Genomic DNA, 26,837 nt, shown 5'->3' on the forward strand with positions numbered 1-26,837 from the left:
ATGACGGCACAGGACACGGCCCGACGGGTCACCAAGCGGCGCGCCCGGACCCGGGCCAACCTGCTCGACGCCGCCTTCGCGGTCTTCGCCGCGAAGGGGTTCGGCCGCGTCTCCATCGAGGAGGTCTGCGAGGCCGCCGGCTACAGCCGGGGCGCCTTCTACTCGAACTTCGCCACCCTGGACGAGCTGTTCTTCGCCCTGTACCAGGTGCGTGCCGACCTCATCGCCGCCCAGGTGGCCGAGGCCCTCGCCCAGGACGGGCCCGACCTCGACGTGCCCACGTCCGTGGACCGGGTCACCGAGGTGCTGCTGCTCGACGTGGACTGGCTGCTGGTGAAGACCGACTTCCTGGTGCACGCGGCCCGCGACCCGGCCGTCGCCCAGGCCCTGCTCGACCACCGCGCCCGGCTCCGGGAGGCCGTCGCCGACCGGCTCTTCCGGGCCCGGGGCCACACCGAACTGCCCGCCGTGCTCGGCGGCGTCGACGGCGCCGCCCGCGCGGTCGTCGCGGCCTACGACGGCGTCACCACCCAGCTGCTGCTGGACAAGGACGTCGACGCGGCCCGCACCTGGCTGAAGCAACTGCTCAACGCCCTGCTGACCGACGGCAGCGGCACCCCCGAACGCGTCGCGGACGGAAACGGAAGCTGACGCAAGCAGACGGAAGGAACGGACGCCATGGACGCGGACGTCATCGTCGTCGGAGCGGGCCTCGCCGGCCTGGTCGCGGCGCACGAAATCACCAGCCGGGGCCGGCGCGTCGCCCTGGTCGACCAGGAGAACGCCGCCAACCTCGGCGGCCAGGCGTTCTGGTCCTTCGGCGGGCTCTTCCTCGTCGACTCGCCCGAGCAGCGCCGCCTCGGCATCAAGGACTCCTTCGACCTCGCCTGGAACGACTGGCGGGGCAGCGCGCAATTCGACCGCCTCGCGGACGAGGACTCCTGGGCGGTGCGCTGGGCCCGCGCCTATGTCGAGTTCGCGGCCGGCGAGAAGCGCTCCTGGATCAAGGGGCACGGCATCGAACTGCTGCCGACCGTCGGCTGGGCCGAGCGCGGCGACCTGCGGGCGAACGGCCACGGCAACTCCGTACCCCGCTTCCACATCACCTGGGGCACCGGCACCGGCGTGGTCGAGCCCTTCGTCGGCTACGCCCGGCAGGCCGCCCGGGACGGACTGCTCACCTTCTACCACCGCCACCAGGTCGACGAGCTGGTCATCGAGGACGGCGCGGCACGCGGGGTGCGCGGCACCGTCCTCGCCGACGACCACGCGGCGCGCGGCGTCGCCTCCAACCGCGACCGCCTCGGCGACTTCGAACTCACCGCCCAGGCCGTCGTCGTCACCACCGGCGGGATCGGCGCCAACCACGAGATCGTGCGCCGTTACTGGCCCGAGCGACTCGGCAAGGCCCCCGCCGAGATGGTCACCGGCGTCCCCGCCTACGTGGACGGCCGCATGCTCGACATCAGCGCCGAGGCGGGCGTACGCCTGGTCAACCGGGACCGCATGTGGCACTACACCGAGGGCCTGCAGAACTGGGATCCCATCTGGCCCGGCCACGGCATCCGCATCCTGCCCGGCCCGTCCTCCATCTGGCTCGACGCCCTCGGCCGCCGCCTGCCCGACCCCTGCCTGCCGGGCTACGACACCCTGAGCACCCTCGCGTACCTGCGCACCACCGAGGACATCGCCGGGTACGACCACTCGTGGTTCGTGCTCACCCGGAAGATCATCGAGAAGGAGTTCGCGCTCTCCGGCTCCGAGCAGAACCCCGACATCACCGCCAAGGACCGGGGGGCCGTGCTCCGCGACCGGCTGCTCGGCAAGGGTGCCCCCGCGCCCGTCCAGGCCTTCCTCGACAAGGGCGCGGACTTCGTCACCGCGGACACCCTGGAGCGGCTGGTCGAGAAGATGAACGGCCTGACCGACAAGCCGCTGCTGGACGCGGCCGAGGTGCGCCGCCAGATCGAGGCCCGCGACCTGCAGATGGCCAACCCCTACAGCAAGGACTCCCAGGTCCAGGGCATCCGCAACGCCCGCCGCTACATCGGCGACCGGCTCGGCCGGGTCGCCGTCCCGCACCGCATCCTCGACCCCGCCGCCGGGCCGCTGATCGGCGTCCGGATGCACGTCCTGACCCGCAAGACCCTCGGCGGCATCCAGACCGACCTGGACTCCCGCGCCCTCGGCCTCGACGGCAAGCCCGTCGACGGGCTGTACGCGGCCGGCGAGGTGGCCGGCTTCGGCGGCGGAGGCGTCCACGGCTACAACGCCCTGGAGGGCACCTTCCTCGGCGGCTGCCTCTTCTCGGGCCGCGCGGCGGGCCGGGCGGCGGCCCTGCAGACGGCCTGAACCGCTCACCGGGGACGGGACACGGGGCTGCTCAGTCCTCGAGCAGCTCCGCCAGCACCGCCGCATGACTCGTGTCCGGCTTCTTGGACGCCGTCAGCAGGGTCACCGGCCCCTTGCGGGCGGATTCCCTGAGGCCGTCGAGCAGTTCGGCGGCCTCGGGTTCCCGCAGCTCGGCCTCGTAGCGGTGCCGGAACTCGTCGTACGTGCCATGGTCGCTGTGGTACCAGTGGCGCAGCTCGGTGGACGGGGTGAGCCCCTTCGGCCACTCGTCGATCCGCACCGCGTCCTTGGCCAGCCCGCGCGGCCACAGTCGGTCCACCAGCACGCGCAGGCCGTCGTCGGGCTCGGGTGGGTCGTAGATCCGGCGCACGCGCACGCTCACGGTCGGGCCCCTCTCGGGTCGCGGACAGTGCCGTGAGCGTACTTCGGGAGCCCCCGGGCGCGGCGCGGCGACGCGGCCTGACGTGGCCGGAAAGTGGGGGACCCGCAGGGCCGCCGGCCCCTAGTCTGTGCAGTCTCTGCCGCACCGATCACGCCACCCCCGCCGAGGAGCACACGTGACGTCACCCCGCAGACCGGCCGCACGACGACGCACCGCGGTCCTCCGCCGCGAGGCGGTCCTCGCCACCGTGCCCGTCGCCGTGGCGGCGCTGCTGGGGGCCGCCGGCCCCACGGCGGCCGGCACACCCGGCGCGGCGGGCGCGGGCGACCCGTACTTCCCGCTCAGCGGTAACGGCGGCTACCACGTCCGCCACTACGACCTGACGCTGCGCTACGACACCGCCTCCCGCCACCTCGACGGCAGGGCCGTGCTCACCGCGCGCGCCACCCAGAGGCTCAGCCGCTTCGACCTCGACCTCAAGGGCCTGAAGGTCACCGGCGTCACCGTCGACCGGGCCGCCGCCGGCTTCACCCGCAACGGCCAGGAACTCGTCGTCACCCCGCGCCACGCCCTGCGCGAGGGCCAGGAGTTCCGCGTCGCCGTCACCTACAACGGCACCCCGAAGCCCGTCACCGACCCGGACGGCTCCGCCGACGGCTGGATCCGCACGGACGACGGGGCGTTCGTCGCGGGCGAACCCCAGGGCGCGATGACCTGGTTCCCGGCGAACGGCCACCCGAGCGACACGTCGTCGTACGACTTCACGATCACCGTGCCGAAGGGACGCACCGCCGTCGCCAACGGCGTCCTGGCCGGGCAGCACACCGCGCACGGCCGCACCACCTTCCGCTGGCACCAGGCCGAGCCCATGGCCGCCTACCTGGCCACCGCCACCGTCGGCACCTTCCGCGTCGAGCGCTACACCACCCCCGACGGCGTCCAGGTGGTCAACGCCGTCGACGCGCGGGAGGCCCGGGCGGCCGCGCCCGTGCTCAGGCAGCTGCCCTCCGTACTCGCCTGGGAGAGCAAGCTGTTCGGGCCGTACCCGTTCCGCGCCGCCGGTTCGATCGTCGACCACGCACCGGACGTCGGCTACGCCCTGGAGACCCAGAGCCGGCCGGTCTACGACTCGGCGCCCGACCTGAGCACCCTCGTCCACGAGAACGCCCACCAGTGGTTCGGCGACTCCGTCGCGCTCACCGCGTGGCGGGACATCTGGCTCAACGAGGGCTTCGCCACCTACGCCGAGTGGCTCTACAGCGAGCAGCACGGCGGCCGGAGCGCCCAGAAGACCTTCGACGCGCTCTACGACCGCCCCGCGAGCGACAACCTGTGGGCCTTCCCGCCCGGCGACCCGGGCAGCGGCCGGAACATCTTCGGCACGCCGGTCTACGACCGGGGCGCCATGACCCTGCACGAACTGCGCAGGACGGTCGGCGACCGGGCCTTCTTCCGGATCCTGCGCGCCTGGGCGACCGAGCACCGGGGCCGGCACGGTACGTCCGCCCAGTTCGTGCGCCTCGCCGAGCGCGAGTCCGGAAAGGACCTCGAGGGCCTCTTCCACACCTGGCTGTACGCACACGGCAAGCCGGACCGCGCCTGACGAGTTCCAAACAAGTGTCGGCCAGGGTCGACGCATGATCCATCGCAGAACCGCCGTGGGGTCCGCCGAGTGGCTCGCCCGCCGAGCCGCTTAGGATCCGAACTCGTGTGCGCACATGTACTGGTCGCCGAGGACGACGAGAAGCAGGCCGAACTGATCCGCCGCACCCTGCTGGCCGAGGGGCACACCGCCACCGTCGTGCACGACGGCGCGGCGGCACTGGACGCGGCCCGGCGCCTGAGACCCGACCTCGTCGTGCTCGACCTGATGCTCCCGGTGCTCGACGGCTTCGGGGTCTGCCGGGCACTGCGCGGCGGCGACGAGGACCCGGAGATCCCCGTCGTGATGCTCACCGCCCGCGCCGCCGAGGACGACGTGCTGCTCGGGCTGGAGCTGGGCGCCGACGACTACATGACCAAGCCGTACAGCCCGCGCGAGCTGATGGCCCGCATCCGCACCGTGCTGCGGCGCAGCGGCCGGGGTGCCGGGGGCCGGGGCGACGATCCCGTCGTCCGGGCGGCGGGGCTCAGCGTCGATCCCGTGCGGTACGAGGTGCGCTGCGACGGCATGCCCGTGGAGTGCACACCGGCCGAGTTCCAGATACTGCTGGCCATGGCGGGGGAGCCGGACCGGGTCTTCTCCCGGCGGCAGTTGCTGCGCTTCACCCGTGGCCTGGACCGCGCCTCCACCGAACGGGCCGTCGACGTCCACATCATGAACCTGCGCCGCAAGATCGAGGCCGACCCGCGGCGGCCGGTGCGGCTGGTGACCGTGTTCGGCGTCGGCTACAAGCTGAGCGGCGGCCGGCCGTGAAGCGCAGGATCCCGCTGCGCAAACGCCTGCTGGTGCGGCTGCTGTTCGTCTCCGCGCTCATCGCCGTGTGCTCGGTCGCCGCCACCGCCTGGCTCGCGGTGACGACCACCACCAGCGCCCTGAAGGAGGAACAGGGCCAGGACCTCGCCGCCGACAACCGCATCCTCGCCGAGCTGAGCGGATACGCCGCCACCCACCGGGACTGGGCGGGCGTCCAGCGCACCGTGCGCGACCTCGCCGCCGAGACCGGCAGGCGCGTCGCCGTCACCAGCGCCGACCGCACCCTCATCGCCGACTCCGCGCCGCGCGGCACCCCGCTGCCGCCCCGGCCCGCCGCCACCGTCGACCCGCTGCGCACCGACACCTACACCGAGTCCGGGGCCCAGCTCAGCGGCATCGACCCGCGAGCGGTGGGCCCGTACCGGGTCACGTCCGCCGAGCGGGACCGGCTGGACGCGCTGGCCGCCAAGCGCCGCCAGTGCTACGAGCGGTTCGGCATCGAGTCCACGATCGTGCGCACCCCGAGCGGACGCCCCGTGCTCAGCGGCCCGGACGGCACGACCTACGCCGACCAGCAGTGCGCGGACGGACTGCTGAACGCCCCCACCCCGACCGAGCAGAAGGCCCTGACCGAGCTGTCGGAGCTTGCCCGGCCCTGCCTGAAGCAGGCCGGGCTGGACCTGCGCGGACCGCTGTTCTTCAGCCCCGACCCGACCGGCAAGGACCCCTTCGGCGGCGGCTACCTGATCGCCAAGTTCGCCAAGGCGGGCGACCGTACGACCGGACAGGCCGTGCGGGCCTGCGTCACCGGCGCCCGCCGCACCCAGCTGGAACCCTATGTCGCCCCGGTCGCCGACCTGTTCCTCGGCATCGGCGACCAGAACCCCACCCGCTTCGACATGTCCCCGGCCAACAAGGCCAAGGTGGTCGGCGCGGCCGGCCTGGTCCTCGCCGTCACGGTCGCCGTGACCGCCGTCGTCGCCGTACGGCTCTCACGACCGCTGCGCGCGCTGACCGAGGCGGCGCAGGCCCCGCCCGAGCTGCATGTGCGGGTGCCGGTCACCACCCGGGACGAGACCGGCATCCTCGCCGAGGCGTTCAACGACCTGAGCGAGCGCCGCGAACGCCTGGAGGCCCAGCGCAAGGCGATGGTCAGCGACATCGCCCACGAACTGCGCAGCCCGCTCACCAACATCCGCGGCTGGCTGGAGGTCGTCCGCGACGGCGTCGTCGACCCCGACCCCGCGCTGCTGGACTCCCTGCACGAGGAGGCGCTCGTGCTCCAGCGCGTCATCGACGACCTGCAGGACCTCGCGGCCGCCGACGCGGGCACCCTGCGCCTGCACCGCGAACCGGTCCCCGCCGGCGACCTCCTCGACCAGGTCGCCGCCGCCCACCGCGTCGCCGCCGACGCCGCCGGGGTCGCCCTGCGCACCGAGGGCGACGCCGGCGCCTGGCTGGAGGCCGACCCGGTACGGATGCGGCAGGCCCTCGGGAACCTCGTCTCCAACGCCCTGCGGCACACACCCGACGGCGGCACGGTCACCCTGGCCGCCCGCCGGGACGGCGCCGACGTCCTGCTCAGCGTCACCGACACCGGCACGGGCATCGCACCGGAGGATCTCCCGCACGTCTTCGAGCGGTTCTGGCGCGCCGAGAAGTCCCGCAGCCGCCGCACCGGCGGCAGCGGCCTGGGCCTGCCGATCGTCCGCCATCTGGTCGCCGCGCACGGCGGCACCGCCGAGGCCGCGAGCGAGCCGGGCCGGGGCGCGCTGTTCACCCTCCGGCTGCCCGCGGCCGCGCCACCCGGCGACGAACCGTAGCGCCGGTCACGCACCGAGGGAGCCGGTGACGAGCCGAGGGAGCCCGTGCGAACCGCAGGGCAGAACGGCACCCCGCCCGGTCACTGCTCGCGCAGACCCCACGGGGAGCCGTACTCGGTCAGCAGGTCGAGGAACGGGCGGGCGGGGAAGGCCTCCGGGCCGAGGACGCCCGTGCCCGACCAGGCACCGGTGGCGAGGAGTTCGAGGGCGACGACCGGATTGACCGCCGTCTGCCACACCACGGCCTGACAGCCGTACTCCGTCATCGACCACTGGTTGTCGACCACGTGGTACAGGTACACCTCGCGCGGCGCCCCGTCCTTGGTGCCGCGCACCCAGGTGCCCGCGCACGTCTTCCCGTGCATCCGCTCGCCCAGCGTCGCCGGATCGGGCAGGCACGCGGCGACCACGTCCCGCGGCGAGACCTGGACCGGGCCGTCCGGGCCGGGCACGGTCACCGGCGCCGTGCGGTCGAGTCCCAGCCGGTGCAGGGTCTTCAGCGTCTCGATGAACTCCCGGCCCAGGCCGTACTTGAAGGTGACGCGCCGCGCGTCGACCCAGCGCGGCATCAGCAGCACCTCCTCGTGCTCCACGTTCACGCACTCCACCGGGCCGATCCCCTCGGGGAAGTCGAACACCTCGGGCTCGCTGAACGGGGCGGTCGTGAACCAGCCCCGCCCCGCCTCATGGACGACCGGCGGGTTCAGGCACTCCTCGATGGTGGTCCAGATGCTGAAGGACGGCGCGAAGTCATGGCCCTCGACGGTGAGGTCCGCGCCGTCACGGACGCCGATCTCCTCGATGGAGTCGAAGAGTTCGTCGGCCGCGTACCGGGCGAACACGTCCGACAGACCCGGCTCCACGCCCATCCCGACCAGCGCGAGCGCTCCCGCCTTCTCCCACTCGCCGGCGAGCGCGAACTGCGCGTCGCCCAGCTTGACCCCGCACTCCTCGTACGGCCGCTCGGGGTGTGGCCGGGACAGCGACATCGCCATGTCGACATAGGTGGCGTTCGCCGCGCGCGCCGCCCGGAACAGCGGCATGACGAAGCGCGGGTCGGTGGCGTTGAGCAGCACGTCGCAGCCGTGGTGGGCCAGCAGCTCGGCCACCGCGGCCTCGTCGCCGGCGTCTAGGCGCTCGGCGCGGAACCGGCCGCCCGCCTCACCGAGGGCCGCGACCGCCGCCTCGGCCCGGGCGGGGTCGTAGTCGGCGACCACCATGAGGTCGAGGAACGGACGGCGGGCCGCGATCCGGGTGACGGCGGTACCCACGCCGCCGGCTCCCACGAGCAGTACACGCATGACGAAACTCCCTGCCTGACACGAACGGGTGAAGGTGAACGGGCAGGCGCGCCTTGGCCGGAATCCAACGCCCGGGCGTGCAGTAAGGTCAATGGTGTTGGCATAAGCCATGAGCCATCAGGCCCGCAGCAGGGGTCCATGGCAGGGGAGGGGAGGATCCGCCGTGCCTAAGCCCGTCGTGCCCGAGGAGAAGCGCCGACGGCGCCGTCCGACCCGCGCCGGCACCGTGCTGTCCGAGCGGCTGATCGTGGAGACCGCGCTGCGCCTGCTGCGCGAGCACGGGGGCGCCGGGCTCAGCGCGCGCCGCCTCGGACTGGCGCTGGACTGTGACCCCAGCACGCTGTACCGCTACTTCCGGGGGATGGACGACCTGACGCTGGCCATCGGGGACGCGCTCATCGGGCAGGCGCTCACGGGCTGGGAGCGGACGGGGCGGTGGCGGGCGGACCTGCGGGCGATCGGGCTGCGCATCCACGCCGCGTACGTGGCGCATCCGCAGGCGGCGGTGCTGACCGCGAACCGGGTCACCGGGCGCGCCCACGAACTGGCCGCCGACGAGACGGTCCTGGACGTGCTGCGCACGGCCGGCTTCTCCCTGGAGGAGACGGTCCGCGTCTACCACGCCTTCATCGACCAGACGCTGGCCTTCGCCGCCCTCGACGCCGCCTCCCTGGCCCTGCCGAGCACCGCCCAGCGGGCCGACGAGGACATGTGGCACTCGACCTACGCCCGCCTGCCCCGCACCACCCACCCGCGCATCGCGGAAGCCGCCCCGCTGCTGGCCCGGCGCATGGTGAACAGCGCCTATCCGACGGCTCTGGAGATGCTGCTGGACAGCGCGGAGGGACGGCTGCGAGCGGGGGAGGGCCGGCACGGGAGCGGGAGCCGGGGCCGCGGCGGCCGCCGGGGTTGAGCCTCTCGCGGCAGCCGGAGGCTGAGCGGGCCGCTCGCCCGGTTCAGCGGCGCAGCGCCTCCGCCGCCGTGGCCGTGACCGCCTCGGCCAGGGCCGCCAGCGCGGGGGAGTCGAGCTTCCACTGCTGCCAGTACAGGGCGACGTCCATCGACGCGTCCGGCGCGAGACGGACGAGGCGGCCCTCGCGCAGCAGCGGGCGGGCCTGGGCCTCCGGGACCATGCCCCAGCCGAGGCCCGCGGCGACCGCGGCGACGAAGCCCTCCGAGGTGGGCACGTAGTGCCGCAGCGGGCCGGCGCCGGTGCCGCCCAGCCGGCGCACGAAGCCGTCCTGGAAGTCGTCCTTGCGGTCGAACGCCACGACGGGCGCCGCGGGCAGCACGTCGGGCAGCGGTCCGGTGAGATGACGGTCGGCGAATCCGGGCGCGGCCGCCGGGAGATAGCGCATCCGGCCGAGCGGACGGACCGAGCAGCCGGGCACCGGATCGGGCGAGGAGGTCACGGCGGCCATCACGAGCCCCTCGCGCAGCAGCGCCGCCGTGTGGTCCTCGTCCTCGCGGTGCAGCTCGAAGGAGAGCCCCGTCACCCGGGTGAGAGCGTCGAGGAACCAGGTCGCCAGCGAGTCCGCGTTCACCGCCACCGACACCCGGGTCGGCTCCCCGGCACCGCTCAGCCCCAGCTCACCGCGCGCGTCCCGTTCCAGCCGGGCGAGCTGCCGGGCGAACCGCACCAGCACCGCACCGGACTCGGTCGGCCGGACCGGCTTGGTCCGCTGGAGCAGCACCCGGCCGGTGCGCTGCTCCAGCGCCTTGACCCGCTGGCTGACCGCCGAGGGCGTCACGTGCAGCGCCGCAGCGGCCGCGTCGAAGGTGCCCTCGTCCACGACGGCCAGCAGCGTCAGCACCTGCTCCAGGGGAAGCTCCGTCATCACGAGCGCTAAGGGTACGTAAGAATCTTTAGCTGTACCTGCGGTGATCGTGAACCTAGCGTCGAGGGCATGAACCACGCCCTGACCGCCGCGGCCGCCGGATTCGGCACCGGCCTCTCCCTGATCGTCGCCATCGGAGCCCAGAACGCCTTCGTCCTGCGCCAGGGGGTGCGCCGCGACGCCGTCCTCGCCGTGGTCGGCATCTGCGCCCTGTCGGACGCGGTGCTCATCGCGCTCGGTGTCGGCGGGGTCGGCGCGGTGGTGGTCGCGTGGCCCGGGGCGGTGCGGGCCGTCGGACTGATCGGCGGGGCGTTCCTGCTCTGCTACGGCGCCCTCGCCGCCCGCCGCGTCCTCAGACCGGGCACCGGACTGCGCGCGGAGGGCGAGGCGGCGGGCTCGCGCCGGCGCGCCGTGCTCACCTGCCTGGCGATGACCTGGCTCAACCCGCATGTCTACCTGGACACGGTCTTCCTGCTCGGCTCCCTCGCCGCCGACCGCGGCCCGCTGCGCTGGACCTTCGGCCTGGGCGCCGCCCTGGCCAGCCTGTGCTGGTTCGCCGCCCTCGGCTTCGGCGCACGGCTGCTCGGCCGGTTCCTGGCCCGGCCCACCGCCTGGCGGGTCCTGGACGGCCTGGTCGCCGCCACCATGCTCGGCCTCGGGGCGATGCTCGTCGCCGGATCCTGAGTCCCGGGTCCTGAACCCCTGGTCTCGAACCCCGGGTCCTGAACAATTGGTTCGGCCGTCAGAGGAGTTGCTGCGATAGTGAGGCTCGAATCGAAAGATGTATCGAGCAACCAGGACATCCGTGGACACGAGCGAGAGCAGCAGCACCGAGCCCGACACCGCCTCCCCGGCCGCGCCGGCCCCGCCCCGGCGCGGCTGGCGCCGCTGGGCGATGGACACCCGCCCCCTGCGCGTTCCGGCCTACCGGCGTCTGTGGTCGTCGACCATCGTCACCGCGGTCGGCAGCCAGCTCACCGCCGTCGCCGTGCCCAAGCAGATCTACGACATGACCCACTCCTCGGCCTGGGTCGGATACGCCAGCCTCGCCGGTCTGGTGCCCATGGTCGTCTTCGCGCTGTGGGGCGGGGCGGTCGCCGACACGGTCGACCGGCGCAAGCTGCTGCTGGGCACGAACACCGGTATCGCCGTGACCTCGCTGCTGTTCTGGGCGCAGGCCGTCACCGGGCTGGGCTCCGTGGTCGTCCTCATGCTGCTGTTCGCCGTGCAGCAGGCGTTCTTCGGGCTCAACTCCCCGGTCCGCAGCGCCTCCGTCGCCCGACTGGTGCCGGCCGAGGAACTGCCCGCGGCCAACGCGCTCGGCGCGACCGTGATGCAGACGGGCCTGGTGGTGGGACCGCTGCTGGCCGGCGCGCTGATCCCGGTCGTCGGGCTGCCCGCGCTGTACCTGATCGACGCGCTCGCGCTGTGCGTCACCGTGTGGGCGGTCTTCCGCCTCCCCGCGCTGCCGCCGCTGGAGGAGCCGGCCACGCGCCGGGCCGGGCTGCGGGAGATCGCGGCCGGGTTCCGCTACATCGCCGGGCACCAGGTGCTGCTGTGGTCCTTCCTCGCCGACATCGTCGCCATGGTCTTCGGCATGCCCCGCGCCCTGTACCCGCAGCTGGCCTCGCAGACGTACGCCTCGTACGGCGAAGGGCTCGCGCTCGGTGTGCTGTTCGCCGGCATCGCGGTGGGCGCGGTGCTGGGCGGGCTGTTCTCGGGGGTGTTCTCCCGGGCGCGGCGGCACGGCTGGATGGTCATCGGGTCGGTGGTGGCCTGGGGCGTGGCCGTCACCGGGTTCGGGCTGAGCGGGAGCCTCTGGGTGGCGCTGGTGTTCCTCGCCGCCGCGGGCGTGGCCGACATGGTCTCCATGGTCTTCCGTCAGGCGATCCTGCTGTCCGCGGCGACCGACGAGATGCGCGGCCGGATGCAGGGCGTGTTCACGGTGGTCGTCGTCGGCGGCCCGCGCCTGGCCGACGTGCTGCACGGCACCGCCGGCTCGGCGTTCGGCCCCCGGGCCGCCGTGACCGGCGGCGGTGTGCTGGTCGTCGCCGTGATGCTGGCACTGGCCGCCGCGGTCCCGGCGCTGCGCCGCTACCGCGTCTGAGGGCCGGCACGGGGCGCCGGCGCGTCTGCCGGCCTACACCGGGCGCTGGCGGCGGATCGCGTACTGGTCCATGAGCTTGCCGCGGGTCGTCTCCAGGCGGTGGGCGAGGATCTCGGCGACCGTGCGCACCAGCGACAGGCCGAGCAGCGGGTCCTCCACGGACAGCGCCAGCACCGAGGGCCCGTCGAACTCGTAGGCGCGTACGTTGCTGAAGGCCACCGCGCCGAAGTCCCACTCGTACGGCGGGAACAGCCAGGACCAGCCGAGCATGTCGCCGGCGCCCAGCGTGGCCACGACGACCCGCTGCCGTGCGGTGACCTGCTGGTCGAGGTTGACCGCGCCGGACCGGATCACCCAGAACCGGTCGGCGGTGCCGCCCGCCTCGAAGATGCGGGTGTCCTCCGGGAAGGAGACGTCCTTGGCCAGCTCCATCAGGCGCTCGCGCTGTGCCTGGGGCAGGGCGGTCAGCAGTTTTATCGCTTTGGTCATGGCGCGGGGCTCCTCGCCGGCGACGGTTGGGGGTGATGTCCTCTCAGCCCATTTCAGCCGCTGCCGCCGTGCCGGGCACCTCGAAGAGCACGGCTTTCGGCCGGCGAGTCCTGTCGGAGACAGGAAAAAGCCCTGGCTGGACGGGGGAAACCAGCCAGGGCCGTAGGTGGTGATGCACGGAGGGCGCGCGGAGGACGGTCCGGCTCTCACTCCGTCACCACTTATGGATGAACAATAAACCATCTGGCGGCACTTCACCGAATCGAGTCCAGGTCAGGTGACCTGTTTCACTCCGGTGGGGCCCGCCCCGGCGTGCCGTCACGTCGTCGCCCGCCCGACGCGCAGGCCGAGTGGCCGGGCCAGGCCTGTCACCGCCTCGTCCAGGCGTTGCAGATGCCGCAGGACGCGGTCGGTCACCCGGCCGTAGCGGGGGGTGCCTAGGGTGCCCGGCTCCAGCATCGACGCGATGCTCGGGCCGGTCTCGATCTCGGCCGTGGAGCGCGGGTCCCTGACGTGCGCGGCCATCGCCTCGATGGTGTGCACGATCCGCGCGCCGACACCGCGCAGCCGGGGATCGGCCGCGATCGACGGGTGGGTCGGCAGCAGCTCCGCCGTCGCCGCGAGCGAACGTCCGTGGTAGGCGCAGGTCTCCAGCAGCGCCACGACGTACCGGGCGGTGTTCCGGCGGGCGCGCATCGGCGTCAGCCGCTGGGTCAACGGCTGTGTGGCGGCACGCAGATCCGCCAGCGCCTGGTCCAGATCGCGCGCCTTGTCCACCAGGTCGGCGTGCGGATTGCCGCTCAGCTGGCCCACCGCGGCCCGGGTGAGGTCCGCCAGCTTGTCGAGGGCGGTGACGAGCAGCTCGTTGGTCCGCCGGTCGGTGTTGACCGGCAGCACCACCGCCGCCGCGAACACCCCGCAGGCCGCGCCCAGCGCCGTCTCCTCCACGCGCAGCAGCAGCACCGCGAGGCTGTACGTGTTCAGCAGGGTGTACAGCAGCCCCAGAGCCGCCGTCACGAAGAAGGACATCAGCGTGTAGGACAGGGGAGCGGAGTAGAACATCGCGAAGACGAACACCAGCACCAGGGCGAACGCGGTCCACGTGTGGTGCCCGACCAGTCCGGCCAGCCCGATACCGGCCACCACGCCCAGGACCGTGCCCAGCAGCCGCCGGTACCCCTTCACCAGGATCTCCCCGGTGGACGCCGTGTTGACGAACACGATCCAGCAGGTCAGCACCGCCCAGTACCAGCGATGAGCGGACAGCAGCTCGCCCCCGGCGATGGCCAGGGCGGAGCCGACCGCCACCTGCACGGCGGCCCGGGTGGTCGGCCGCTGGAGCCCGGTCCGCCGCGCCGGCTCCGCCGCGACCTCCTCGCTGCCCTCGATGGCGGCGTCCTCGGCGTCCAGCTCCTCGCGGGAGCGGGCGGTCGCCGGGGAGTCGTCGGACTCGTCCTGCGGCCCCTCCTGCGCGATCCGCAGCCCGAGCACGGCACGCGCCGCCTCGCCGAGGCCCCGGAACACGTCCTGCACCGGCGGGGACGCCTTCGGCAGGTTCTCCTCCTCGCGGTATCCCAGCAGCCGGTTGCGCACCTGCGCCAGCGCCGTCCCCGAGGCCTCGCCGACCGGCCGCAGCACGAGCAGGCGCAGCGCCGACAGGTCCCGGCGCAGCATGGCGGTCGCCTCGTCCCGCACCGGCAGCTCGACACCCGACGGCACCGGTGCCCCCGGCAGGTGCAGGGTGAGCGTGTCGGTCCGCTCGGCGCTGCGCGCGGTGAGCAGCATCAGCCCCAGCCGCTCGGCCGCGATCTCGGCCTCGGCGACCCGGCGCTGCAGCAGCCGTGCCACCGCCTCGTCGGAGGTGCCGTCCTCCAGCCGGCCCTGGATCATCAGCGCCGTCTCGTGCAGCCGCGCGGTGTCGGTGCGCAGCTGCTCCAGCACCTTCTCCACGTCGTCGGGACCCGCGTCCAGCAGCTCGGTCTGCGTGGCGATCAGCCGGCCGAGCCGGGCGCGGAAGGCCCGTCGCAGCCGGTCGAGCGTGCCCGCCGGGGTGTGCGGCAGCAGCACGAACCGGGCCGCGGCACTGCACGCGAACGCGAGCGCGATGGCGCCGTACAGGGCGGGCAGCGCCCGGACGGTCGCCTGCACGAACAGGGACAGGAAGTAGACCTGGAAGCCGATCAGCCCGAGTGCCGTGCCGCGGTCGCCGAACCGGCGGCCGTAGACGGCGCAGAAGATGAGGGCGACGAAGAACAGGTCACCGACCACGACCCACCGGTTCAGCACCGCGCCCAGCGTCACCGAGGCCAGCGCCACGGGCAGGCCCAGGGCCAGGGTGACGGCCTGCGCGGGGCGCTGCTTCTCCCGGACGGCGAAGGTCGAGACCATCGCCGCGATGGCCCCCGCGACCAACTGGGGCACGGGGACCCGCAGCGGGGCGAGCACGGCGAGAGTGAGGGCGATGGCGGTCACCGTGCGCAGCCCCGCGGTGAGCCGGAGCAGCCCCGGATCGGACGCCGCGAGCCGGTCCCGCAGCCGCACCCCCGCCGCTCGTCCCACCGCCCTCACGCCGTCGCGCCCTCTCCCGTGTCAGTCCGTGATCACGAACCTCCGGCCGGGTCGGTCGAGCCGGCCGAGTCGCCCTCGACCTCGGCGCGGACCTGGTCCGGCGTCAGATAGGCGTCCGTGTACTCGAAGTCCTTCAGCCGCGCCGGCCTGCGGGCCTGGAAACCGGTACGGACGAAATCGTCGCCGGCGACCGCGTTCAGCAGCCAGTTGGTCATGACCCGGGTCTTGGCGACGTTGGTGCGCAGCGCCGACCAGTGGTAGCCGCGGGCCACCAGCTGGGCGAGGACCCCGCGCAGCTCGATGCCCAGCGGCTTGGAGACGGCGTCCTTGCCGCCGAGGTCGACGACGAGGCCCAGGTCCTTGTGGACGTACGGCTCCAGGGGCAGGCCGCGCAGTGTCGCGATGACGTTGTCCGCGACCTTCTTGCCCTGGCGCATGGCGTGCTGCGCCGTGGGCGGGCAGACCGCGCCCTCCTCGTCCTTGGCCAGGTCGGGCACGGCCGCCGCGTCGCCGAGGGCGAACACCCCGTCGTGGCCCGGCACGGTCATCTCGGGGGTGACCACCAGCCGGCCGCGGAGCGTCTCCGCGCCGAGCGCGCCGATCAGCGGGCTCGCGGCCACGCCGGCCGTCCAGATCAGGGTGTGCGTCGGCACCACCCGGCCGTCGGTGAAGGTGACCTCGTCCTCGCTCACCTTCTCCACGGACACGCCCAGCGAGATCTCGATGCCACGGCGGCGCAGGATCTCCTGCGCGCTGCGGCCGAGCTTGTCGCCCAGCTCCGGCATGAGCTTCGGCGCGATGTCGATCAGATGCCACTTGATCAGGCTCGGGTCGAGGCGCGGATAGCGCTGCAGGGCCGTGTGCGTGAGGCGCTGCAGACAGGCCGCGGTCTCGGTGCCCGCGTATCCGCCGCCGACCACCACGAACTGCAGTCGCGCGGCACGCTCGGCCGGGTCGTCGCTGGCGTCCGCCAGGTCCAGCTGCGAGATGACGTGGTCGCGGATGTAGGCGGCCTCGGCGAGGGTCTTCATCCCGAACGCGTGCTCGGTCAGACCCGGGATGTCGAAGGTGCGGGTCACGCTGCCCGGGGCCAGGACGAGGTAGTCGTAGGACTCGTTGACGACCTCGTCGGTGATGGTGCGGATGACGCACACCTTGTCCTTCAGGTCCACGCCGATCGCGCCGCCCGGGATGATCCGGGTGCGGTACTTCCTGCTGCGGCGCAGCGAGACGGCGATCGACTGCGGCGTGAGCACGCCGGAGGCGACCTGGGGCAGCAACGGGAGATAGAGCTGGTAGGAGAACGGCGTCACCAGGGTGACGTCGGCCTCGTCCGGTGCGAGCTTGCGCTCCAGTCGGCGGACGCAGCCGACTCCGGCGAAGCCCGCCCCCACCACCAGGATCCTGGGTCGTGTCACGGTGTTCATCCCTTTCTGCGGCTCCAGGCGGTCCGACTCGACGCCGTTCGCATGCCCCGGACCGCTGCCACCACACCGATCCCACCGTGCCCCCAACCGTTCCGCCAGCTGGCGTACGGCAGGCAGACGAACGCGTGGCCACCAGCATGCCCCCACAGGGGCGGGCGTATCCGGATCTCGAACAGATAGACGTCGGATAGACGTCGGACCGATGTGGGACGGTCACCAGGGCAGGAACACGTGGACGTCCTTGCCGTGGTCCTCCACGACCACGCTGACCTGGTCGCACAGCGTGTGCACCAGATGCCAGCCGATCCCGCCGCCGCCCGTCTCCGGCCGGAAGGGCCGTGGCGCGGGGCGGTCGGTGCTGGTGTCGTGCAGGGTCACGTGCACCCCGTCGAAGGTGCGCCGCAGCACCAGCTGGAACGGCCCGGGAGCGTACTGGACCGCGTTGGCGGCCAGCTCGGTGACGACCAGCAGGATGTCGTCCCAGGAGTCGGGCGCGCCGGGCGGCGTGTCCCGGGCGAGAGCGCCCAGGAACTCCTCCGCGGCGAGCCGCGCCCCCGTCACGTTGCGCAGCTCACCGGGGAAGGAGAAGGCACGCTCGTAACCCTCCTCAGAGGGCGGTGGTCCCTCCCACCGCGGTGGCTCCGTCACCATCGTTTCTCCGGCCCCGTCCGGCCGGGCCGGGTTCGGCCCTCGCGGACGGGGCGATCGTCGCTGCCGATCCCGCACCCGGCGGGTTCCCACAGCCGGGCCGAGTACGCGCCGCACGGCCGTCCGCCCCACCCCAGCGGCACCACCTGCGGCCGGAGGATCCGCCGGCACCGCCCGGCGCCACCTCGGGCCGGAGGATCCGCCGGCACCGCCTGCCGCCTACCGGAAGACGTCGTCCGGCTCGTCCCAGTCGGCCTGTGCCGGCGGTCCCGGCCGCTGCACCGCGCGGGAACGGGCCTCGTACATCGCGTCGATCTCCGACGCGTAGTGCCGCACTATGGCGTCCCGGCGCAGCTTCATGGACGGCGTGAGCAGACCGTTGTCCGGGGCGAACGGCTCCTGCAGGATCCGGTGGACCCGGATGGACTCCGCGCGGGACACCGTGCTGTTGGCCGCGGCGACGGCCCGCGCGATCTCCTCCCGCAGCGCGTTCTCCTCGCGCGCCTCCCGGCCCGCCGCGCCGCCCTGCAGCGCCAGCGTCGCCCGCCAGTGCGCGAGGAACTCCGGGTCCAGCGTGATCAGCGCCCCCACACAGGGCCGGTCGTCACCGACGACCAGCGCCTGATGGATCAGGGGATGCATGCGCAGCCGCTGCTCCAGCGGGGCCGGCGCCACGCTCTTGCCGCTGCTCGTGACGATCACCTCCTTCTTCCGGCCGGTGATCGTCAGATAGCCCTCCGCGTCCAGCCGCCCGATGTCGCCGGTGGCCAGCCAGCCGCCGCGCACCGCGGCCCGCGTTCTCGCCTCGTCGCCGATGTAGCCCTGGAACACCGACGGGCCGCGCACCAGGATCTCCCCGTCGTCGGCCACCTGGATCTCGGTGCCCGGCAGCGGCCGGCCCACGGTCCCCGACTTCTCCCGGCCCAGCGGCTGGTTGGTGATCCCGCCGCAGGTCTCCGTCAGCCCGTAGCCGTCGTTGATGTACACGCCGATGCCCTCGAAGAACAGGGACAGCTCCCGGCTGAGCGCGGAGCCGCCCGACGTGCCCCGCCAGGCGCGCCCGCCGAGCGCCGAGCGCAGCTTGCGGTACACCGTCCGCTCGTACAGGGCGTGCTGCAGCCGCAGATCGAGGCCGGGGCCCGCGCCGGTACCCAGCCGACGCCGCTCCTCCGCCTCGGCGAAGTCCCGCGCGGTCTGCGCCGCCCGCTCGAAGAGCGCGCCCCGCCCCGCCTGCTGGGCCGTCCGCAGGAACGTCTTGTACAGCTTCTCGAACATCGACGGCACGCCGTACAGGTACGTCGGCCGGAAGGTGCGCAGCGCCGAGGCGACCGTCTCCGCGGTCATCTCCGGCTCGTGCGCCATCAGGATGCCGCCCCGCAGGCAGATCAGCTGGATCATGATCCCGTACACGTGCGAGAACGGCAGGAACACCAGCACCGACGGCTGCTCACCCGGCGGGGCCGCGGTGTGGCCCCAGCCGGCCAGCAGGGTGTCGGCGGGGTAGGCCAGGCCCCGGTGGCTGAGCGCGCAGCCGAGCGGACGCCCCGAGGTGCCGGAGGTGTAGGCGATGACCGCCGTCGCGTCCGGCAGCACGATCCGGCGCAGCGAATCCACCGTGGTCAGCGGTACCGCCCTGCCCCGCTCGGCCAGTCCGGCCAGCGCGCCCGCGTCCAGCTGCCAGACGTGCCGCAGCCGGGACAGCCCCGCGCACACCGTGCCGACCGTCATCACGCTCTGCTCGTCATCGACGGCGATCGCCACGCAGCCGGCGTCCCGCAGGATCCACTCCACCTGCTCCCGCGACGACGCCGGATGGATCGGTACGACCTCCGCGCCCACGGTCCACAGGGCGTGCGCCAGCACCGTCCACTCGTAGCGGGTGCGGGCCATCAGGGCCACGCGGTGGCCCGGCGAGATCCCGTCGGCGACCAGGCCCTTGGCCAGGTCGACCACTTCGTCCCGCAGCTCCACCGCCGTGATCTCCTCCCACACGGCCGAGGCCGGTCCACCGCGCCGCGCGAGCACCGGCAGGGTGGGGTTGGTCTCGGCCGTCTCGAAGACGGTGTCGGCGAGCCCGCCCGTGGGCGGCGGCGGGACGACTGCTGGAGCGAGTGCGACGTCGCGCATGCGCTGCTCCTGGTGTACGGAGGGTGACTCCGCCGATCGGCTCTGTTGTCGGCGGTGCTCGAATGTAGCCCAGGCAAGCGGTTTCGGTGCCAGGAACTGGGAAGTCGTGATCGGCTGATGATCTCCGCGTGTCCGAACGGCCCCGAGAGGCCGCGCCCCGGACCCGGACCCGGCGTCCTGGCGTGGGCGTCCCGGCCTCGGCGGCTCAGTCCTGGGTGTGCCGCACGCACGCCCTGACGACCTTCCCCAGACTGCCCGTGCGTTCCAGGAGCAGCCGCTGCTCACGGGCGCCGTTGCCCCGGCGCAGCAGCTCGGCGACCGCCTCCTCGACCAGCGCCCCGTCACCGCTGTCGGCGAGCGCCTCCCCGGTGTGCTCCAGCAGCGCGCGCAGCACGTCCGCGGCGGGCCGGGGCCGCATGGTCACGGGGTCGAGCAGGTCATGGTCCAGGCCGGAGCGGGCGGCATGCCAGGCGGCCATCCTGAGCATGCTCACGCTGTGGTCGAGCGGGGCCCGGCCCGCCCGCCACTCGCGTGCGGCGGTCTCCACCAGGGCACGGGCCAGCGCGGCGACGAGCACGGTGGTCTCCGCCCGCAGGCACACGTCCGCCACCCGTATCTCCACCGTCGGATGGTGCACGGACAGGCGTGCGTCGAAGTAGATCATCGCCCGGTCGAGGATGACCCGGCTGGCCACCATGTCCGCCACCTGTCGGTGGTACCGCTCGGCCGAGCCGAACAGCTCGGTCGGCCCCGCCGACGGACAGCGTCCCCACAACCGGCTGCGGTAGCTGACGTAGCCGGTGTTCTGGCCCTGCCAGAACGGGGAGTTGGCACTGACCGCGCGCAGCACCGCGAGCCACGGCCGGAGCCGGTCGAGGACCGCGACGCCCTCCTCGTCGGACTCCACCGAGACGTGCACATGGCAGCCGCACACGAGCTGGTCGTGCGTGGCGGTCCCGAACTGCCCCGCCATCCACGCGTAGCGCTCGTGTCTGTTGAGCGCCGGGGTCACCGGCAGCGGGCAGGTGGCGAGCGCGGCGACCGCGCCCCCGATCCCCCCGGCGAGCAGGGCCGCCTCCTTGCGGAGGTGCACGATCTCGGCGCCGAGGTCCGCCATGTCCCACTGCGGACGCGTGGCGAACTCCAGCATCTGCCCGAACAGCTCCTGGTGGAACGCGTCCTGTCCGGGATCGTCCTGGGCGGCACGGGCGAGGAGAGCGGCCGACAGCGCCTTCGGCTCCCCGCTGTCCGGGTCGACCAGAAGAAGTTCCTCCTCCACTCCGACAGTGCGCACGCGGTGCCGCCCTTCTCTTCATGACACGAGGAGCAGTCAGGGTCTGTACGACCCTGACTGCCCCTCGCGGCGGCCCGCCGACACCTGCGGGTTCAGCGCAGGGGCGTCAACCAGACAGTGGCGAGCGGCGGCAGCGAGAGCCGGAGCGACCCGTCCTCGGGCTTGAGCGCACCCGGCGCGCCGGCGGCGACACCGCCGCCGCCGTACCGGGCGTCGTCGGTGTTCAGCGCCTCCTGCCAGGCCGGAACCTCCTCCGGGACCCACAGGCGGTAGTCGTGGCGGACCACCGGGGAGAAGTTCGACACCGCCACCAGAGGCGAGCCCTGGCGGTCGTAGCGGACGAAGGCGAATACATTGTCGTCCGCCGCGTCGCACAGAACCCACCGGAAACCGCCCGGATCGGTGTCCCGCTGCCACAGCGCCGGCGTGGCCCGGTACAGCGTGTTCAGGTCCCGCACCAGATCCTGCACGCCCCGGTGGTCGCCCGCCGAGTGGTAGTCCGCGTCCAACAGCCACCACTCCGGGCCCTGAGCCTCGGACCACTCGGCGCCCTGCGCGAACTCCTGCCCCATGAAGAGCAGTTGCTTGCCCGGATGCGCCCACATGAAGCCGAGGTAGGCCCGGTGGTTGGCGCGCCGCTGCCACCAGTCGCCCGGCATCTTCGACACCAGGGCCTGCTTGCCGTGCACGACCTCGTCGTGGGAGATGGGCAGGACGTAGTTCTCGCTGTACGCGTACACCATCGAGAACGTCATCTCGTTGTGGTGGTACTTGCGGTGCACCGGCTCGTGCTGGATGTACTCCAGCGAGTCGTGCATCCAGCCCATGTTCCACTTCAGCCCGAACCCGAGCCCGCCACTGTCCGTCGGCCGGGTCACCCCGTCCCAGGCGGTGGACTCCTCGGCGATGGTCACCACGCCCGGGCAGCGCCGGTAGACGGTCGCGTTCATCTCCTGCAGGAACGCGACCGCGTCCAGGTCCTCCCGCCCGCCGAAGACGTTCGGCTCCCACTGCCCGGAGTCGCGCGAGTAGTCGAGGTAGAGCATCGACGCGACCGCGTCCACGCGCAGCCCGTCGATGTGGAACTCCTGGCACCAGTACACGGCGTTGGCGACCAGGAAGTTGCGCACCTCGGTGCGGCCGAAGTCGAACTCGTACGTGCCCCAGTCCGGATGCTCGGCCCGCCGGGAGTCCCCGGGTTCGTACAGCGGGTCCCCGTCGAACCGGCCGAGCGCCCAGTCGTCCTTGGGGAAGTGCGCCGGCACCCAGTCCATGATCACGCCGATCCCGGCCCGGTGCAGCGCGTCGACGAGGTACTTGAAGTCGTCCGGCGAGCCGAGCCGGGGCGTCGGCGCGTAGTACGAGGTGACCTGGTAGCCCCAGGACCCGCTGAAGGGATGCCCGGCGACCGGCATCAGCTCCACATGCGTGAAGCCCATCTCCTTGACGTACGCGGGCAGTTCCTCCGCGAGCTGCCGATACGTCAGCCCCGGCCGCCAGGACGGCAGATGCACCTCGTACACGGAGAACGGGGCCTCGTGCACGGGGGTGTCGCCCCGGTGGGCCAGCCACTCCGCGTCGCCCCACTCGTACCGGGACACCGCGACCACCGAGGCCGTCGCGGGCGGCATCTCCGTGCGGCGGGCCATCGGGTCCGCCTTCAGGAACCGGCCGCCGTAGCGCGAGGTGATCTCGAACTTGTACCGGGCGCCCTCGCCGATGCCCGGCAGGAACAGCTCCCACACCCCGGACGCGCCCAGCGAGCGCATCGGGTACTGCGTGCCGTCCCAGTACGTGAAGTCCCCGGCGACCCGCACCCCTTGGGCGTTCGGCGCCCACACGGTGAAGCGGGTACCGGTCACGCCCTGGTGGGTCATCGGCTCGGCGCCCAGCGCCCGCCACAGCTCCTCGTGCCGGCCCTCGCGGATCAGATGCAGGTCGAGTTCGCCGAGCGCGGGCAGGAACCGGTACGGATCGTCCACCTCCTGCTCGGCGTCGTCGTACGCCACCAGCAGCCGGTACGACGGGATCTCCGCGTACGGCAGGACCGCGGCGAAGAGTCCGTCGCCCTCGGAGGCGAGGCCGGCGCGCTCCCCGTCGACCAGGACGCTCACCGCGCGGGCGTTCGGCCGCAGCACCCGGAACAGGATGCCGCCCGGCACCGGATGCGCGCCGAGCACGGCGTGCGGATCGTGATGCGCGCCGCCGAGCAGCCGGGCGCGGTCGCCCGGGTCGAGGGCCACGGGCACGGGCCGCACGGGGCCCGCGGACTCGGGCAGCGAGGAGTCGCGCAGTGCCATGTCGTCAGCCTCCCCACACGGCGAGCCGCTCGATCGCGGCCATCGGAACCGGCAGCCAGTCCGGCCGGTGTCTCGCCTCGTACAGCACCTCGTACACCGCCCTGTCCGTCTCGTGCGCGCGCAGCAGCGCGTGCTTCTTGCGTGGATCCCATCCGGCCCGCGCGGCATAGCCCGCGCAGAACGCCTCCCGGCAGCGACGGGCCCATTCCGGACGCCAGGGGCGGCGCTGCCGGGCCGCGTAGTCGAAGGAGCGCAGCATCCCGGCGATGTCCCGCACCGGGGAGTGCGCGGCCCGCCGCTCGGCGAGCGGACGGGAGGGCTCGCCCTCGAAGTCGATGACGAACCAGTCACGCCCGGCCTGCAGCACCTGCCCGAGATGCAGGTCGCCGTGGATGCGCTGGGCCGGCGGCCCGGCGTCGCAGGTCGCCAGAGCGCCGAACGCGGCCCGCAGTCCGGGGACGAAGGGCCGCAACCCCGGCACGGCGTGCGCGGCGGCGTCCAGCCGCGCGCACATCGCCTCCGCCGTACGGCCCGTCTCGCCCGGCCCGGCCGACGGGAACGCCTCGGCCAGCGCCAGGTGCACCTCGGCCATGGCCCGGCCCAGCTCGCGGGCCTCGGTGGTGAACTCGTCACCCGCGGCCAGGGCGCGCAGCGCCAGCGTCCAGCCGTCCGTCGCGTCGGGCAGGAACGGCTGCAGCACCCCCAGCGTCGCCGGGCGCGGAGCGGTCGTGGAGAACCAGGCCACCGGCGCCGGCACCCGCCGGCAGCCCTGCGCGGCCAGCGCTCCCGGCACCTCCAGATCGGGGTTGACGCCCGGCTGGATCCGGCGGAACACCTTCAGGATGTACGCGTCGCCGTACACGATCGACGAGTTCGACTGCTCCGCGTCCAGCAGCCGCGGCGGCAGACCGCCGGGCAGCCAGGTCTCCGGCCCCGCCTCGAAACGCAGCGGGCCCGCCGTGCCGGGCTGCCGCAGCCGCTCCAGGAGCAGATGGGCCGAGCGCGGGTCGTGCAGCGCGTCGTACACCGCGAGCCCGGCCAGCGGCCCCTGCTCGGCGCGCCCGATGTACGCCCGCTCCAGGCGCGGCGCGAGCTGCTCGCGCACGCCGAGCAGCAGTTGGTAGCAGTCGCCGGGCGGGGGAGTGCCGCCGGGTGTGGGCACCGGCGCGTGCGAGGCGTGCACCAGCAGATGCAGACAGCCCGGGAACAGCTCGGTCAGCGACAGCACCGACAGATCGGTGACCGGCCGGTCCTTTCCGGCGAACCAGCGTTGCTTCGGCAGCCACTCACGCAACAGCCCGCCCAGCGAGACCAGGGGCCGGTCGACGCCGGCGACGGTTCTGGGCCGGAGAGTGATGGTCTTCGGCATGGTGACGCGTCCTTTCCTCGGCGCCGGGCGCTCAGTGGCGGCGGCCGATGCGGGATGCGACTCGGGTGAGCCGGAACCAGTAGAAGCCGTGGCCCGCGAGGGTCAGCAGGTACGGCAGTTCGCCGATGGCCGGGAACCGCACCCCGCCGATCAGCTCGACGGGGTGTCGTCCGTCGTAGGCCCGCAGATCGAGCTCGGTGGGCTGCGCGAAGCGGGAGAAGTTGTGGACGCACAGCACCAGGTCGTCCTCGTACTCGCGCAGGAAGGCGAGGACGGCCGGGTTGGAGGACTGCAGTTCGGTGTAGGACCCCAGTCCGAAGGCAGGATTCTGCTTGCGGATCTCGATCATGCGGCGGGTCCAGTGCAGCAGTGACGACGGCGAGGACATGGAGGCCTCGACGTTGGTGACCTGGTAGCCGTAGACCGGGTCCATGATGGTCGGCAGGAAGAGCCGTCCGGGGTCGGACGAGGAGAAGCCGGCGTTGCGGTCGGGGGTCCACTGCATCGGCGTGCGCACGGCGTCGCGGTCGCCGAGCCAGATGTTGTCGCCCATGCCGATCTCGTCGCCGTAGTAGAGGATCGGCGAGCCCGGCAGGGAGAGCAGCAGGGCGGTGAACAGCTCGATCTGGTTGCGGTCGTTGTCGAGCAGGGGCGCGAGGCGGCGGCGGATGCCGATGTTGGCGCGCATACGCGGGTCCTTCGCGTATTCGGCCCACATGTAGTCGCGTTCCTCGTCGGTGACCATTTCGAGGGTCAGCTCGTCGTGGTTGCGCAGGAAGATGCCCCACTGGCAACTGGACGGAATGGCCGGGGTCTTCGCCAGGATTTCCGAGACGGGGTAGCGGGATTCCCGCCGTACGGCCATGAAGATGCGGGGCATGACCGGGAAGTGGAACGCCATGTGGCACTCGTCGCCGCCGGACTGGAAGTCGCCGAAGTAGTCGACCACGTCCTCCGGCCACTGGTTCGCCTCCGCCAGCAGCACGGTGTCCGGGTACGCCGCGTCGATCTCCTTGCGCACCCGCTTCAGGAACTCGTGGGTCGCCGGCAGGTTCTCGCAGTTGGTGCCCTCGGCCGCGTAGAGGTAGGGGACCGCGTCGAGCCGGTAGCCGTCGATGCCGAGGTCCAGCCAGAACTTCAGGGCGGCCAGGATCTCCTCCTGCACGGCCGGGTTCTCGTAGTTGAGGTCCGGCTGGTGGGAGAAGAACCGGTGGAAGTAGTACTGGCCGCGCACCGGGTCGAAGGTCCAGTTGGAGGCCTCCGTGTCGACGAAGATGATCCGCGCGTCCTCGTACTTCTTGTCGTCGTCGGCCCACATGTAATAGTCGCCGTAGGGGCCGTCGGGGTTCTTGCGGGACTCCTGGAACCACGGGTGCTGGTCGCTGGTGTGGTTCATGACGAAGTCGATGATGACCCGCATGCCGCGCTGGTGGGCGGCGTCCACGAACTCCACGAAGTCGGCGAGGTCACCGAACTCGGGAAGGACGGCGGTGTAGTCGGAGACGTCGTAACCGCCGTCACGCAGCGGCGACTTGAAGAACGGCGGGAGCCAGAGGCAGTCCACGCCGAGCCACTGCAGATAGTCGAGTTTGGCGGTCAGACCCTTCAGGTCGCCGATGCCGTCGCCGTCACTGTCCTGGAAGGAGCGGACCAGGACCTCGTAGAAGACGGCGCGCTTGAACCACTCCGGGTCCCGGTCCCTGGCGGGAGTGTCCTCGAAGGTGTCCAGGACGGGTTCGTTGACAGTCATGACGCTGCGGGCCCTCCGTTCTGGGGCGTCGATCGCCCGACGTGGAGCACGTGCGCCGGCGCCCGGCCGGGGGTGAGGCACACGTAGTTGGTCCTGCCCCAGTGGTAGGTCTCCCCCGTCAGTTCGTCGTGCGCGGACAGGGCAGCGTTCCAGTCCAGGCCGAGTTGCGGCATGTCCAACGAGACCGTGGCCTCCTGGGTGTGGTGCGGGTCGAGATTGACGACCACGACGACCGTGTCCGTACCCGTGCTCTTGCTGTAGGCGAGCACGGCATCGTTGTCGGTCTCGTGGAAGCGGAGATTCCGCAGGCGCTGTAGCGCGGGGTGCCGACGCCGGACGGCATTCAGGCGGGTGATGAGGGGGGCGATGGTGCGGCCCTCGCGTGCGGCCGCTTCCCAGTCGCGGTGTTTGAGCTGGTACTTCTCCGAGTCGAGGTATTCCTCGCCGCCTTCCCTGAGCGGGGTGTTCTCGCACAGTTCGTAGCCGCTGTAGATGCCCCAGGCGGGGGAGAGGGTCGCGGCCAGTACCGCGCGGACCTCGAACGCGGGCCTGCCGCCGTGCTGGAGGTAGGCGTGCAGGATGTCCGGGGTGTTGGCGAAGAAGTTCGGCCGCATGTAGGCGGCCGCCTCCCCGGTCAGCTCGCTCA

At 72.7% G+C, this 26,837-nt stretch carries 21 protein-coding genes; 8 read left to right on the forward strand and 13 right to left on the reverse strand.

Going from position 1 to position 26,837, the window contains the following annotated elements; all coding sequences use genetic code 11:
* Entirely contained in the window at positions 1-651 is a 651-nt protein-coding gene (locus ABZ865_RS35535) for a TetR/AcrR family transcriptional regulator (protein ID WP_361239688.1), read from the forward strand.
* Between the two features lie 27 nt (positions 652-678).
* Complete coding sequence (locus ABZ865_RS35540; protein ID WP_361239690.1) at positions 679-2,352, forward strand: FAD-binding dehydrogenase; 1,674 nt, start codon at positions 679-681, stop codon at positions 2,350-2,352.
* 31 nt (positions 2,353-2,383) lie between these two features.
* Here the strand turns inward: ABZ865_RS35540 and ABZ865_RS35545 are convergent, their stop codons facing one another.
* Complete coding sequence (locus ABZ865_RS35545; RefSeq protein WP_361239692.1) at positions 2,384-2,734, reverse strand: DUF488 family protein; 351 nt, start codon at positions 2,732-2,734, stop codon at positions 2,384-2,386.
* A 175-nt stretch (positions 2,735-2,909) separates the two neighbouring features.
* Between ABZ865_RS35545 and ABZ865_RS35550 the strand changes: the two genes are divergently transcribed.
* The 3 genes from ABZ865_RS35550 (at position 2,910) to ABZ865_RS35560 (ending at position 6,973) form a co-directional block, all read left to right on the forward strand.
* Positions 2,910-4,337 (forward strand): M1 family metallopeptidase, encoded by a 1,428-nt coding sequence (locus tag ABZ865_RS35550; protein ID WP_361239694.1) that lies wholly within the window; start codon positions 2,910-2,912, stop codon positions 4,335-4,337.
* Between the two features lie 105 nt (positions 4,338-4,442).
* Positions 4,443-5,150, forward strand: coding sequence for a response regulator transcription factor (locus ABZ865_RS35555; protein ID WP_361239696.1), 708 nt, complete (start codon positions 4,443-4,445; stop codon positions 5,148-5,150).
* A complete protein-coding gene (locus ABZ865_RS35560; RefSeq protein WP_361239697.1) occupies positions 5,147-6,973 on the forward strand; it encodes a HAMP domain-containing sensor histidine kinase in 1,827 nt (608 codons plus the stop codon). The genes ABZ865_RS35555 and ABZ865_RS35560 overlap by 4 nt, the downstream gene beginning before the upstream one ends.
* Before the next feature lie 80 nt (positions 6,974-7,053).
* On the opposite strand, the gene ABZ865_RS35565 is transcribed toward ABZ865_RS35560, so the two are convergent.
* Positions 7,054-8,274 (reverse strand): saccharopine dehydrogenase C-terminal domain-containing protein, encoded by a 1,221-nt coding sequence (locus tag ABZ865_RS35565; protein ID WP_361239699.1) that lies wholly within the window; start codon positions 8,272-8,274, stop codon positions 7,054-7,056.
* Between the two features lie 163 nt (positions 8,275-8,437).
* On the opposite strand from ABZ865_RS35565, the gene ABZ865_RS35570 reads away from it, so the two are divergent.
* Positions 8,438-9,187: a TetR/AcrR family transcriptional regulator gene (locus ABZ865_RS35570; RefSeq protein WP_361239701.1), complete on the forward strand. Its 750-nt coding sequence runs from the start codon at positions 8,438-8,440 to the stop codon at positions 9,185-9,187.
* A gap of 43 nt (positions 9,188-9,230) precedes the next feature.
* Here ABZ865_RS35570 and ABZ865_RS35575 read toward each other — a convergent pair whose 3' ends face one another.
* Positions 9,231-10,115 (reverse strand): LysR family transcriptional regulator ArgP, encoded by an 885-nt coding sequence (locus tag ABZ865_RS35575; RefSeq protein ID WP_361239703.1) that lies wholly within the window; start codon positions 10,113-10,115, stop codon positions 9,231-9,233.
* 66 nt (positions 10,116-10,181) lie between these two features.
* Here ABZ865_RS35575 and ABZ865_RS35580 point away from each other — a divergent pair, with 66 nt between their 5' ends.
* The gene (locus tag ABZ865_RS35580) at positions 10,182-10,796 is read left to right on the forward strand and encodes a LysE/ArgO family amino acid transporter (RefSeq protein ID WP_361239705.1); all 615 of its coding nucleotides are present in this window, start codon (positions 10,182-10,184) and stop codon (positions 10,794-10,796) included.
* A gap of 121 nt (positions 10,797-10,917) precedes the next feature.
* Positions 10,918-12,219: an MFS transporter gene (locus ABZ865_RS35585; RefSeq protein ID WP_361239707.1), complete on the forward strand. Its 1,302-nt coding sequence runs from the start codon at positions 10,918-10,920 to the stop codon at positions 12,217-12,219.
* 33 nt (positions 12,220-12,252) lie between these two features.
* Here the strand turns inward: ABZ865_RS35585 and ABZ865_RS35590 are convergent, their stop codons facing one another.
* From ABZ865_RS35590 to ABZ865_RS35635, 10 genes are all read right to left on the reverse strand, one after another.
* Positions 12,253-12,708: a cyclic nucleotide-binding domain-containing protein gene (locus ABZ865_RS35590; RefSeq protein WP_361239709.1), complete on the reverse strand. Its 456-nt coding sequence runs from the start codon at positions 12,706-12,708 to the stop codon at positions 12,253-12,255.
* A gap of 318 nt (positions 12,709-13,026) precedes the next feature.
* Entirely contained in the window at positions 13,027-15,276 is a 2,250-nt protein-coding gene (locus tag ABZ865_RS35595; protein WP_361239711.1) for an FUSC family protein, read from the reverse strand.
* Between the two features lie 32 nt (positions 15,277-15,308).
* Positions 15,309-16,703, reverse strand: a complete 1,395-nt coding sequence (locus ABZ865_RS35600; protein WP_361239713.1) for an NAD(P)/FAD-dependent oxidoreductase — start codon at positions 16,701-16,703, stop codon at positions 15,309-15,311.
* 213 nt (positions 16,704-16,916) lie between these two features.
* Positions 16,917-17,354, reverse strand: coding sequence for an ATP-binding protein (locus ABZ865_RS35605; RefSeq protein ID WP_361239715.1), 438 nt, complete (start codon positions 17,352-17,354; stop codon positions 16,917-16,919).
* Between the two features lie 216 nt (positions 17,355-17,570).
* A complete protein-coding gene (locus ABZ865_RS35610; protein ID WP_361239717.1) occupies positions 17,571-19,478 on the reverse strand; it encodes an AMP-dependent synthetase/ligase in 1,908 nt (635 codons plus the stop codon).
* 205 nt (positions 19,479-19,683) lie between these two features.
* Positions 19,684-20,772, reverse strand: coding sequence for a glutamate--cysteine ligase (locus ABZ865_RS35615; protein WP_361239718.1), 1,089 nt, complete (start codon positions 20,770-20,772; stop codon positions 19,684-19,686).
* A 92-nt stretch (positions 20,773-20,864) separates the two neighbouring features.
* Positions 20,865-23,072 (reverse strand): 1,4-alpha-glucan branching enzyme, encoded by a 2,208-nt coding sequence (gene glgB / locus ABZ865_RS35620; protein ID WP_361239719.1) that lies wholly within the window; start codon positions 23,070-23,072, stop codon positions 20,865-20,867.
* Between the two features lie 4 nt (positions 23,073-23,076).
* Positions 23,077-24,441 carry a maltokinase gene (locus ABZ865_RS35625; RefSeq protein WP_361239721.1) on the reverse strand — a complete coding sequence of 455 codons (1,365 nt, stop codon included), beginning with the start codon at positions 24,439-24,441 and terminating at the stop codon, positions 23,077-23,079.
* Between the two features lie 31 nt (positions 24,442-24,472).
* A complete protein-coding gene (gene treS / locus ABZ865_RS35630; protein ID WP_361239723.1) occupies positions 24,473-26,191 on the reverse strand; it encodes a maltose alpha-D-glucosyltransferase in 1,719 nt (572 codons plus the stop codon).
* On the reverse strand, positions 26,188-26,837 hold a 650-nt coding region (locus tag ABZ865_RS35635; RefSeq protein ID WP_361239725.1), incomplete at its 5' end, for an alpha-glucosidase C-terminal domain-containing protein. The genes treS and ABZ865_RS35635, both read right to left, overlap by 4 nt.

It is taken from the genome of Streptomyces sp. NPDC047085, assembly GCF_040643735.1.
GTDB lineage: Bacteria > Actinomycetota > Actinomycetes > Streptomycetales > Streptomycetaceae > Streptomyces.

Coding starts and splice junctions, on each gene's coding strand:
- ABZ865_RS35535 (WP_361239688.1), top strand. CDS start 1: ATGACGGCACAGGACACGGCCCGACGGGTCACCAAGCGGCGCGCCCGG.
- ABZ865_RS35540 (WP_361239690.1), top strand. CDS start 679: ATGGACGCGGACGTCATCGTCGTCGGAGCGGGCCTCGCCGGCCTGGTC.
- ABZ865_RS35565 (WP_361239699.1), bottom strand. CDS start 8,274: ATGCGTGTACTGCTCGTGGGAGCCGGCGGCGTGGGTACCGCCGTCACC.
- ABZ865_RS35580 (WP_361239705.1), top strand. CDS start 10,182: ATGAACCACGCCCTGACCGCCGCGGCCGCCGGATTCGGCACCGGCCTC.
- ABZ865_RS35590 (WP_361239709.1), bottom strand. CDS start 12,708: ATGACCAAAGCGATAAAACTGCTGACCGCCCTGCCCCAGGCACAGCGC.
- ABZ865_RS35600 (WP_361239713.1), bottom strand. CDS start 16,703: ATGAACACCGTGACACGACCCAGGATCCTGGTGGTGGGGGCGGGCTTC.
- ABZ865_RS35605 (WP_361239715.1), bottom strand. CDS start 17,354: ATGGTGACGGAGCCACCGCGGTGGGAGGGACCACCGCCCTCTGAGGAG.
- ABZ865_RS35610 (WP_361239717.1), bottom strand. CDS start 19,478: ATGCGCGACGTCGCACTCGCTCCAGCAGTCGTCCCGCCGCCGCCCACG.
- glgB (WP_361239719.1), bottom strand. CDS start 23,072: ATGGCACTGCGCGACTCCTCGCTGCCCGAGTCCGCGGGCCCCGTGCGG.
- ABZ865_RS35625 (WP_361239721.1), bottom strand. CDS start 24,441: ATGCCGAAGACCATCACTCTCCGGCCCAGAACCGTCGCCGGCGTCGAC.
- treS (WP_361239723.1), bottom strand. CDS start 26,191: ATGACTGTCAACGAACCCGTCCTGGACACCTTCGAGGACACTCCCGCC.